The 8,301-nt window shown below is 63.4% G+C and carries 13 protein-coding genes; 10 read left to right on the top strand and 3 right to left on the bottom strand.

Going from position 1 to position 8,301, the window contains the following annotated elements; translation table 11 throughout:
• The coding region (locus ACT6Y9_RS06475; RefSeq protein ID WP_443743921.1) for a hypothetical protein at positions 1-208 on the top strand (208 nt) is incomplete at its 5' end.
• A gap of 280 nt (positions 209-488) precedes the next feature.
• On the opposite strand, the gene ACT6Y9_RS06470 is transcribed toward ACT6Y9_RS06475, so the two are convergent.
• Positions 489-1,697, bottom strand: coding sequence for an alanine racemase (locus ACT6Y9_RS06470; protein ID WP_295480055.1), 1,209 nt, complete (start codon positions 1,695-1,697; stop codon positions 489-491).
• A gap of 199 nt (positions 1,698-1,896) precedes the next feature.
• On the opposite strand from ACT6Y9_RS06470, the gene ACT6Y9_RS06465 reads away from it, so the two are divergent.
• The 4 genes from ACT6Y9_RS06465 to ACT6Y9_RS06450 are packed head-to-tail and all read left to right on the top strand — an operon-like array spanning position 1,897 to position 4,193.
• Positions 1,897-2,325, top strand: a complete 429-nt coding sequence (locus ACT6Y9_RS06465) for a PAS domain-containing protein (RefSeq protein ID WP_443743920.1) — start codon at positions 1,897-1,899, stop codon at positions 2,323-2,325.
• 33 nt (positions 2,326-2,358) lie between these two features.
• A complete protein-coding gene (locus ACT6Y9_RS06460; protein ID WP_443743919.1) occupies positions 2,359-2,706 on the top strand; it encodes a helix-turn-helix domain-containing protein in 348 nt (115 codons plus the stop codon).
• On the top strand, positions 2,703-3,089 hold the full coding sequence (locus ACT6Y9_RS06455; protein ID WP_443743918.1) for a RidA family protein: 387 nt from the start codon (positions 2,703-2,705) through the stop codon (positions 3,087-3,089). Before ACT6Y9_RS06460 ends, ACT6Y9_RS06455 begins: the two co-directional genes overlap by 4 nt.
• 6 nt (positions 3,090-3,095) lie before the next feature.
• Complete coding sequence (locus tag ACT6Y9_RS06450) at positions 3,096-4,193, top strand: threonine synthase (RefSeq protein WP_443743917.1); 1,098 nt, start codon at positions 3,096-3,098, stop codon at positions 4,191-4,193.
• A 184-nt stretch (positions 4,194-4,377) separates the two neighbouring features.
• Here the strand turns inward: ACT6Y9_RS06450 and ACT6Y9_RS06445 are convergent, their stop codons facing one another.
• Together ACT6Y9_RS06445 and ACT6Y9_RS06440 are read right to left on the bottom strand one after the other, a co-directional pair.
• Positions 4,378-4,773 carry a type II toxin-antitoxin system HicB family antitoxin gene (locus ACT6Y9_RS06445; RefSeq protein ID WP_443743916.1) on the bottom strand — a complete coding sequence of 132 codons (396 nt, stop codon included), beginning with the start codon at positions 4,771-4,773 and terminating at the stop codon, positions 4,378-4,380.
• 66 nt (positions 4,774-4,839) lie between these two features.
• Positions 4,840-5,025 carry a type II toxin-antitoxin system HicA family toxin gene (locus tag ACT6Y9_RS06440; protein WP_417210346.1) on the bottom strand — a complete coding sequence of 62 codons (186 nt, stop codon included), beginning with the start codon at positions 5,023-5,025 and terminating at the stop codon, positions 4,840-4,842.
• Positions 5,026-5,328: 303 nt separating this feature from the next.
• Here ACT6Y9_RS06440 and ACT6Y9_RS06435 point away from each other — a divergent pair, with 303 nt between their 5' ends.
• The 5 genes from ACT6Y9_RS06435 to ACT6Y9_RS06415 all read left to right on the top strand — a co-directional run bounded on the left by ACT6Y9_RS06435 (position 5,329) and on the right by ACT6Y9_RS06415 (position 8,032).
• Positions 5,329-5,886: a hypothetical protein gene (locus ACT6Y9_RS06435; RefSeq protein ID WP_443743915.1), complete on the top strand. Its 558-nt coding sequence runs from the start codon at positions 5,329-5,331 to the stop codon at positions 5,884-5,886.
• 112 nt (positions 5,887-5,998) lie between these two features.
• Positions 5,999-6,208: a hypothetical protein gene (locus ACT6Y9_RS06430; RefSeq protein ID WP_443743914.1), complete on the top strand. Its 210-nt coding sequence runs from the start codon at positions 5,999-6,001 to the stop codon at positions 6,206-6,208.
• 179 nt (positions 6,209-6,387) lie between these two features.
• Positions 6,388-7,620, top strand: coding sequence for a dicarboxylate/amino acid:cation symporter (locus ACT6Y9_RS06425; RefSeq protein ID WP_443743913.1), 1,233 nt, complete (start codon positions 6,388-6,390; stop codon positions 7,618-7,620).
• Positions 7,621-7,733: 113 nt separating this feature from the next.
• Positions 7,734-7,907 (top strand): hypothetical protein, encoded by a 174-nt coding sequence (locus ACT6Y9_RS06420; protein ID WP_443743912.1) that lies wholly within the window; start codon positions 7,734-7,736, stop codon positions 7,905-7,907.
• Positions 7,904-8,032, top strand: a complete 129-nt coding sequence (locus ACT6Y9_RS06415) for a Type 1 glutamine amidotransferase-like domain-containing protein (protein WP_443743911.1) — start codon at positions 7,904-7,906, stop codon at positions 8,030-8,032. The genes ACT6Y9_RS06420 and ACT6Y9_RS06415 overlap by 4 nt, the downstream gene beginning before the upstream one ends.
• Positions 8,033-8,301: the final 269 nt, after the last annotated feature.

Here is an 8,301-nt window from a genome sequence, read left to right as displayed (position 1 = left end):
ACGCGATGCGTCGTCTTCAAAATGGGCGGCGAACGAACGGCCGGTCTGCATGATGAGTTCTGAATCGGGGAATGAGCCTTGTATGCTATTATTATACCATTACTTTCCGAAGGCTAATTGGTCAATCAGCATCTTGCAAGTGCTCGAAATGATCCTCAGCTGCCTGCAGAAATCTCAACCGCCTGCGCCGCATTCCTCCCCCACCTGAAGGAAGGGGACTCCTGCGGCGATCTTGTTGAGCCGGAATTGTGTTCTGAGGGCGCGGATGGAAGGAGCACGGCGCCCTATGGCGTGACTCTACTCCGGCTTCTCCTTTCGAATGAGGAAATAGCCTGCAGGAGGGAGGCGCAATAGCCGCCGCACTATCGCCCGCACGTCCCCGCGCGTCCGAGCGCGTCATCTCGGGGTGACGGGGCCGCGGGCAGGGAAAACGGCGGCTTTCCCGGACTCCGTCGGTCCCGCTCCGCCCGGATGGAGCGGCGGCGGGACTACTCCCAGCCGCGGACGTGTTCGAGCACGTCGATGATCACGCCGTCGCGCACGAGAAGGAGGTGCGCATAGGGCGCAGCCGTGGGGCAGGCGTGATTCGGGAGAATCCTGAGGCGCCGGCCGATGGGGAAGTCCGCTTGGGTGAGCGTCGCGTCCTCGGGGAGCGTCAGGATGCCGTGCTCCTGGTTGGTGCCCGAGAGCGTGATCGCACCGCCCGCCAGGGGTTCGCCCGCGAGGTCGCAGACGAGCCCGTAGCCGTAGTCGCGCTTCTGGCGCTGCGTGCCGCGGTCGCGGGAGAGCGCGAGGAACCCGGAGTCCGTGATCACGCGGCGCTTGCCGGCCTGTCGGCCGATCACGGTGGTGAGCACCGATCCGGCGATGTCGCTCACGCGGCAGGCGCCGACGTTCGACATGAAGAGGTCGAAGAAGGCGCAGACGCCCGCGCGAATCTCGGTGAGGCCAGACTCCGACTTCGCAAACATCAGGGTCGGCGTGGAGCCGTCCGAGACGATCGAGATGACGTACCCGGCGGCGCGCAGACGCTCGGCGGCCCGCACGATGCCGGCGCGCTCGGCTTCGGCCGCCTCCACTATCGCCTCGAGCGTTTTGCATTCGTAACTGTCGCCCGCATGGGTGAGGACGCCCACGAGCTTCGCGCCGTCCGTGAGGGCCGCGGCCGCCGAGAGGAGTTCGTCGGATTCGGGCTGGATCCCCGAGCGGTGCCCGTCCACGTCCACTTCGAGGACGACCGGGATTTCGGTCTTCTCCTCGCGGCAGAAGGCCGAGACGAGGCGAGCCGCTTCGGCGCTGTCGAGGATGATCTTGAGGTCGCACCCGAGGCCGCGGATGCGCTTCACTTCCGGGAGCTTCTGCGGGGCGATCCCGACGGCGTAGAGGATGTCTTTCACGCCGTTTGCGGCGAAGTAGCGGGCCTCGGCCAGGGTGGAGACCGTCGCGGGCCCTTCGGGCGAAGCCATCTGACGGCGCGCCACCGCGATCGACTTGTGGGTCTTGAGGTGGGGGCGGAGCGTCACGCCGAGCTCCGCGGCGCGCTTCTTTGCGCGGACGATGTTCGCCTCGAGCTTTCGGTCGTCGAGGATGAAGGAGGGCGTCGGCACGCGCGGGTCGTCAAGGGTGAGGCCGATCAGGGATTGGGCGGGAGCGGGAGCAAAGGCGCCGAGGGCGTCGGGGGAAAGCGTCTGGGTCATGGTCGTGAGGCCTCGGAAGGAAGAGGGTGGGAGCGGATATAAAAAATCCTATACCCGCCGCCACCCCTTGCGCAAGATCTTCCGGTAAATATTGAGAAACAGTGGAAAAACAGTGAAGTGCGAAGGGACTTGCGTCCAATAAAAAATTATTGGATACTTCTCCTCAGGCCATTCCGGCAGCTATTCCGAGGAGAGCTCCATGACGACGACCGCCACCCCAAACGCCCGGGCGCTCCGCTCCTGGCGCACCGCCGCGGACCTCATCGGCCGCGTCGGCGGCGCCTCTTGTGAAGTGGTGCTCCACGACCTCGCCGATCCCGTCCATTCCGTGGTCTACGTCGTGAACGGCGTGATCACGAACCGCCGGGTCGGGCAGGGCTTCCGGCACCTGATCGTGGAGATGCTCTATTCGGCGGCTGAAAAGGAGGGCGGCGGCGATCTCCTGAAGGACTGGTGGTTCCGCCACGAAGGGCGCCTCATCCGCTGCGTCACGCAGCTGATCCGCAGCGAATCGGGCGAACTCATCGGCGCGCTCTGCGTCAATCAGGACGTTACGGACGATCTGCAGGTCTTCGACCGCCTCAAGACCCTGCTCCCCGGGTTGGCGGGGGTGACGCCCGCCCTTTAGGCCGAAGGCGCCCTCGGGGCGTCGGCGGCCGCAATGTCGCCGGGCGTCTCCCGCGACGCTCCCCTCGAGCTCCCGGCCGCCACCGACCGCCCGATGTTCGCCCCGAAGGAGGGCATCCTCAGCGCGGTGCAGCGCCTGATCGACGGCATCGTCGCCGGGGGCGCCGCCCATCCGGAGGGCGGGCAGCGCACGCGCGCCGAGCGCCTCGAGCTCCTCGCCTTCATGGACGAGCGCGGGGTCTTCCTCGTGAAGGGCGCGCTCGAGCACGCCGCGCTCCGGCTCGGCGTCTCCAAAGTCACGCTTTACAGCGACCTCGATCAGCTTCGTCGTGAAGCGGGCGTGGTCAAGAACGGGTCTTCCAACAAAGGAGAGAAGAAATGAGAATCATTGATCCCGGCTTCAAGGGACACAATCCCGGCCACTACAGCGCCGCCGTCGTCTCCCGGGGCATGCTCTACGTCTCGGGGCAGCTCTCGATCGACCCGGACACGCGCGAACCCGTCGCGAGCCGCGACGTGCGCGAGCACGCCCGACAGGCGCTCTCGAACCTCGACCGGGTGCTCAAGGCCGCCGGCGCCCGCCGCGACCAGGTGGTCTTCTGCCGCGTCTACACGCCTTCGAACGAATACTGGGGCCCGATCAACGAGGTCTACGCCGAGTTCTTCGGCGAGCACAAGCCCGGCCGCGTCGTTGTCTCCACAACGCCGCTCCACTTCAACTGCCTCGTTGAGATCGAGGCGGTCGCTGAACTCGACGAGGAGTAATTTGACATGCTGAACTACGTCTGCACCTGCTGCGGCAAGCGCACGCCTACGGACACCCGCGCCCCCAAGTGCGAATGCGGCGGCCTCTTCGAGCTCGACTTCACGCCGCCGCGCTGGGAGCCGAGCCGGATCGACCGCAGCGAATGGAGCATCTTCCGCTACCGCGACTTCATGGCGGTCGACGGCGACGTCTGGCGCTCCGTCTCCCTCGGTGAAGGCATGACGCCCACGGTCGAGCTCTGGCCGGGCGTCTTCGTGAAGGTGGACTACACGATGCCGACCTTGTCCTTCAAGGACCGCGGTGCGGCGACCCTCGTCGCCCACATGAAGGCGATCGGCGTGAAGCAGTGTGTGCAGGACTCGAGCGGCAACGCCGGGAATTCCGTCGCAGCCTACTGCGCCCGCGCGGGGATCGGCTGCGAGATCTACGTTCCGGAAGGCACGAGTCCCAAGAAGATCGCGATGATCAAGGCCCACGGAGCCGGCGTCAACGTGATCCCCGGCTCGCGCGACCACTGCGCGGACGTCTGCCGGGAGCGCGTCGCGAAGGAGGGCGTCTACTACGCCAACCACGTGGTCAACCCCTTCTTCTACGAAGGCATGAAGACCTACATCTACGAGGCCTTCGAGCAGTTGGGCCGCATCCCCGAGCACGTGATCCTGCCGCTCGGCAACGGCACGCTCTTCATCGGCGCAGTGAAGGCGCTCGAGCATCTCTTCGCCTCGGGCGCGATCACGAAGTTCCCGAAGATCATTGCGCTGCAGAGCGAGCACTGCGACCCGCTCTATGAGGCGCGGCGTCAGGGCCTCTCCGACCCGGCCGAAGTGGACGTGAAGCCCACGATTGCCGAGGGCATCGCGATCGGCAAGCCCCTGCGCGGCCGGGAGCTCCTCGAGATGATGCGCCGTCACGACATCACGGTCGTCACCGCTCCTGAAGACAAGATCCTCGCGTCGCGCGCCCGCGTCGCCCGCGAGGGCTACTACATCGAGCACACCACGGCCGCGAACTTCGCCGCCTGGGACCACTACTGCGAGCTCTACGGACCCGCGACCGACGTGCTCATCACGCTCTGCGGCGCCGGCATCAAGTCGGATCACTGATCCCGGCCGCAGACCGCGCCGAGGCGCCCCCCTCCAACGTCCCGCTCCGGAATGCCTCTTTCGGGCGGGACGTTGTCTTTGCGTCTTTCGCCAGGCGTGGGCGGGGGAAGAGCGGCTTCCAAGAAATGAAAAAGGCCACACTGGACATACCCATGCGGCCTTGTTTGAACGGCGATAATGATTATTAGGAATTTCCCTCTAGAACCATTCTTGCGATGTAGCCAGAACGAGTATCTCCAGCTTTATTTGCGAGGGCGTCAAGCCTACGCAGTACGCGTTGCGGAAGGGTGATATTCACTCGCTCAGCCTTGTCGCTGAGTTTAGACAAATCAACATCCACTGTTCCAAGAATCCATCCTTGATAATCAGAATGGTTTGAAATGGCTTCAAGTGAAGATGGCTTAGGAATTTCGGCACCATCATCAAGACAGACCTCTAACCATCCCTCTACAGCCTCTTTTGCCATATCGAAGGCCTCTTCCAACGTATCCCCTGCGGAGAAACATCCGGGAAGATCGGGCACGACAACGCCATAGGCGTGCGTGTCATCACCGCGTTCAATCACGATCGGATAACGCATTGACTTGTCCTCCTAATTCCTGGAGCCATGGTCGGGATGCCCAACGCACCCCGACCATCTCAACAATTACTTCAAACTTTCCATGCTTCGCTCGATAGATTTCAGGGTTCCAATTGGCAGATCCTTTTTAGGATGAGGAACACAAATTGGACGCTGACATCCTGGCTTCACAAAATAATGATGGCTTCCCTTAATTCGATCAAGTTTCCATCCATTAGCTCGAAGTTTGCTGATAATCGCGGAACTATCCATGGTTGGCTCCTTGTTTTATCAACGAAGTTGATTATACACACCAATGCGCATTAACGCAAGGATTGAAGAAAAAAGAGGCCCACTAGTGTCAACCATCGTGTGTGTCATGCAGAGCTTCCCGGGTGGTATGCCGCGGCGATTCCACGCTCCGAGATTCTGGGCTGAGGAATGCGGAGGAGCGCAGGGGCGGGGCCGCCGCCGCGGTTTCGTACAACTTGCTACAGTTCGTCGAGCTTCAACAGAAGTTCGGTACATCCGTCCGGCAGGGCGGGTCCTAGTATTTCCTCCGTAAGGGTTAACACGATGTCCTTCAGTTTTGATTGGATTCTGGCTGGTGCGGTCTTCGTCCTGGCGAACTTCTACCTGGGCGTACAGTTGGTGCGGCTCTTCTGGCCGCTTCGGGCGCTGCGCCTCACGCAGAAGCTGCGCCGCGAGGCGGTTGACGCCGCGTCGTGGCTCGCGCTTGCGACCGACGAATTCCGCGTGCGCACCGCCGTTCCGGTGAAGCGCGTGATCATGCTGATCCAGGCCGGAAATCTGACGGACAAGGAGGAGCTGCGCTGCCGGTCGCTCTGGCGGCGCGGTTGGATCTACACCGTGCTCACCCTCGGTCTCTTCTACCTCCAGCCGGTGCTCTTCGGAACAAGTTTCGACGCGCTCTCACTCACGTTGGTGCTCTGTCAGGCGCTCTGCGCCTACGCGCAGGCGCTCCTCGTGCAGTCGCTCGCCGATCTGCGCCGCATCCGCGTCGAGAAGTTCCTCGACGCCGAGCGGCAACCCGCTGAAGAACCTGCGGAGGCGAAGAGCAGCTCAACCGGAAAGGAGGATTCCGATCATGTCGACCAAGACCTGGGTCGTTGAGGCGAACGAAAGCACAGTGAAGGCCGTTTAGGCCGCGACGAAGAAGAACCCGGCGCGTTTCCCGACGCCCGAAGCGTTCCTGCGCGAGGCCGCCGAAAACTACGCCGAGCACGTGCTCAATCCCTATCAGAGGAAGTCGGTCGAACTCACCGAAGGCGAGTTGAGCGACCTCATCAACGCCGCGGTCGCGCGCTATGCCGAGAAGCACACCGACGTCACCGAGGCTGAAATCCAGGAGATGATCGGCAGCGCCGTCGAGCGCTCCAAGGCGAAGGTTGCTGCTCGAAGAAGTGCTGATTCAGGCGCATCAACATGGAGCTAAACATTTCGACCTAGATAATGTGGATAATCAAGCGGCCGGTTCTTTTCGAGTACTCTTGCGCCCTGTACTGCTCGGGCGCCGCTGCGAGACCCCCGGTTCGGGAACGCACCTCCACGCAGCCTCTATGAGGAGGCGTCGATAGTCGTCCATCCGACTGATTTCCCAACCTGGAGTACCCAATGGCTGGAAAACCCAAGATCTCTCTCGCTTGGCAAATGATGATCGGCCTCGCGCTCGGCGTCGCCGTCGGCGCGGCCGTCGACACGGAATTCGCGCGCACCTGGCTCGAACCCCTCGGCACGCTCTTCATCCGCCTGATCCGCATGGTGGTCGTGCCGCTCGTGGTCGCCACCATCATCGCCGGCTCGGCCGGCATTTCCGATACCTCGAAGCTCGGCCGCGTCGCGGGAAAGGTGCTCGTGGTCTACGCGGTCACGACCGCGATCGCCGTGACGATCGGCCTCTTCTTCGCCAACATCATCCAGCCCGGCGTCGGGCTCAACCTTTCGGCCGACGGCATCGCCGCGAAGACCGTCGCCGCGCCGAAGCTCTCCGAGACGCTCCTCAACATCGTCCCGATCAATCCGATGGAGGCGATGGCGATGGGCTCGATGCTGCAGATCATCTTCTTTGCGATGATCTTCGGCTTCGGCCTCGCGTCTCTCGGCGAGCGCGGCAAGCCCGTGCTCCGCTTCTTCGAGATCGTGGGCGACGTCATGATCAAAGTGACCCACTATGTGATGCTCTACGCGCCGATCGGCGTTTTCGGCCTCATGGCGTTCACGGTCGCGAAGCACGGCGTCGCCGTTCTGCTTCCGCTCTTCTCGCTCATCCTCACGTCGTTCCTCGCGGCGGCCGTCCTCGTGCTCGTCATCCTGATCCCGATGGTCGCGCTCGTCGGCCGCACGGGCCCGGTGAAGTTCCTGAAGAACATCTTCGAGCCGTGGCTCATCGCCTTCACGACGTGCTCCTCGGCCGCGGCGCTCCCGGCGAACCTCGCCGCCGCGCGGCGACTCGGCTCCACCAAGGCGATCGCCTCCTTCTCGATTCCGCTCGGCAACACGATCAACATGAACGGCACGGCCGTCTACATGGGCGTCTGCGCGATCTTCGCGGCTGAAGTCTTCGGGATCAACCTCACGATGGGCGACCAGCTCACGGTCGTGCTGATGGGCGTGCTCGCCGCGATCGGCACCGCCGGCGTTCCCGGCGCGGGTCTCATCATGACGACGGTGGTCTTCACCCAGGTCGGCATTCCGCTCGAAGCCGTGGCGCTCATCGCCGGCATCGACCGAATCCTCGACATGATCCGCACGTCGATCAACGTGGTGGGCGACGTCGCCGCCGCTGTGGTGGTGACGAACCTCGAGGGCGACCTCGGAAGCGAACCGCTCGAACCCGGCGAGGCCTGATCAAGGTCCGCTCAAAATGACGGGGGCGGCGGCTGCACCGATCCTCGTTTTTCTCCCGGCCCGGAGTTCCTTCACTGAAGCTCCGGGCTTTTGATTTTTTGTATTGACGGCGGGTGACCCGCGGGTGGACGCCGGGCGGCTCGGTCTCCACGCTTCTCGCCGCGAACGCGCAGGCGAAGGTCGCCGGCACGTATGACGGCTACGAAGAGCAGGTCCAGAAGGCCTTCATTCCCTACGGCCACAAGGTCGTTTCGTTCCATCACTTCAGGAACCCGTCAAGGCCGTGAAGGAGGGCGAGGCGATCGCCGTCGGGGGCGGCAACACGTGGGCGCTCGTCCCCCGCATCTATAAAGCGGGCATCATGGACGTGATCCGCGACTGCGTGAATTCGGGTGAACTGCCGTATCTGTGAACGGTCGACCCGCCCGGCGGCCCGCCTTCGTCGTGATTGACGGGGAGGGCGCCCGACGGGAGGTTTGAAAAAACAAAAACGCCGCTTCCGGTATTCCGGGGGCGGCTTTTTTCGCGCATGACAAAACCGGACGTCGTTGGGTGAAAGACGTCCGGATGAGCCGGCCGGTAGGGCTCGTCAGTCGCGGAGCCCTCAACGGGGCTTATTTGATCAGCATGTCCTCGTCGCTGAAGCCGGCTTCGCGGGCGTTGATGTACCAGCGGGGGCGC

This window comes from Sutterella sp., from assembly GCF_052272535.1.
GTDB lineage: Bacteria > Pseudomonadota > Gammaproteobacteria > Burkholderiales > Burkholderiaceae_F > Sutterella.
Note: the sequence above shows the minus strand (reverse complement) of the source record. Positions and strands in the feature narration are given on the sequence as shown.

Bases quoted from the DNA above. Each gene is read 5' to 3' on its own strand.
- ACT6Y9_RS06470 (WP_295480055.1), bottom strand. From the start codon at position 1,697: ATGACCCAGACGCTTTCCCCCGACGCCCTCGGCGCCTTTGCTCCCGCT.
- ACT6Y9_RS06465 (WP_443743920.1), top strand. From the start codon at position 1,897: ATGACGACGACCGCCACCCCAAACGCCCGGGCGCTCCGCTCCTGGCGC.
- ACT6Y9_RS06460 (WP_443743919.1), top strand. From the start codon at position 2,359: ATGTCGCCGGGCGTCTCCCGCGACGCTCCCCTCGAGCTCCCGGCCGCC.
- ACT6Y9_RS06455 (WP_443743918.1), top strand. From the start codon at position 2,703: ATGAGAATCATTGATCCCGGCTTCAAGGGACACAATCCCGGCCACTAC.
- ACT6Y9_RS06450 (WP_443743917.1), top strand. From the start codon at position 3,096: ATGCTGAACTACGTCTGCACCTGCTGCGGCAAGCGCACGCCTACGGAC.
- ACT6Y9_RS06445 (WP_443743916.1), bottom strand. From the start codon at position 4,773: ATGCGTTATCCGATCGTGATTGAACGCGGTGATGACACGCACGCCTAT.
- ACT6Y9_RS06440 (WP_417210346.1), bottom strand. From the start codon at position 5,025: ATGGATAGTTCCGCGATTATCAGCAAACTTCGAGCTAATGGATGGAAA.
- ACT6Y9_RS06435 (WP_443743915.1), top strand. From the start codon at position 5,329: ATGTCCTTCAGTTTTGATTGGATTCTGGCTGGTGCGGTCTTCGTCCTG.
- ACT6Y9_RS06425 (WP_443743913.1), top strand. From the start codon at position 6,388: ATGGCTGGAAAACCCAAGATCTCTCTCGCTTGGCAAATGATGATCGGC.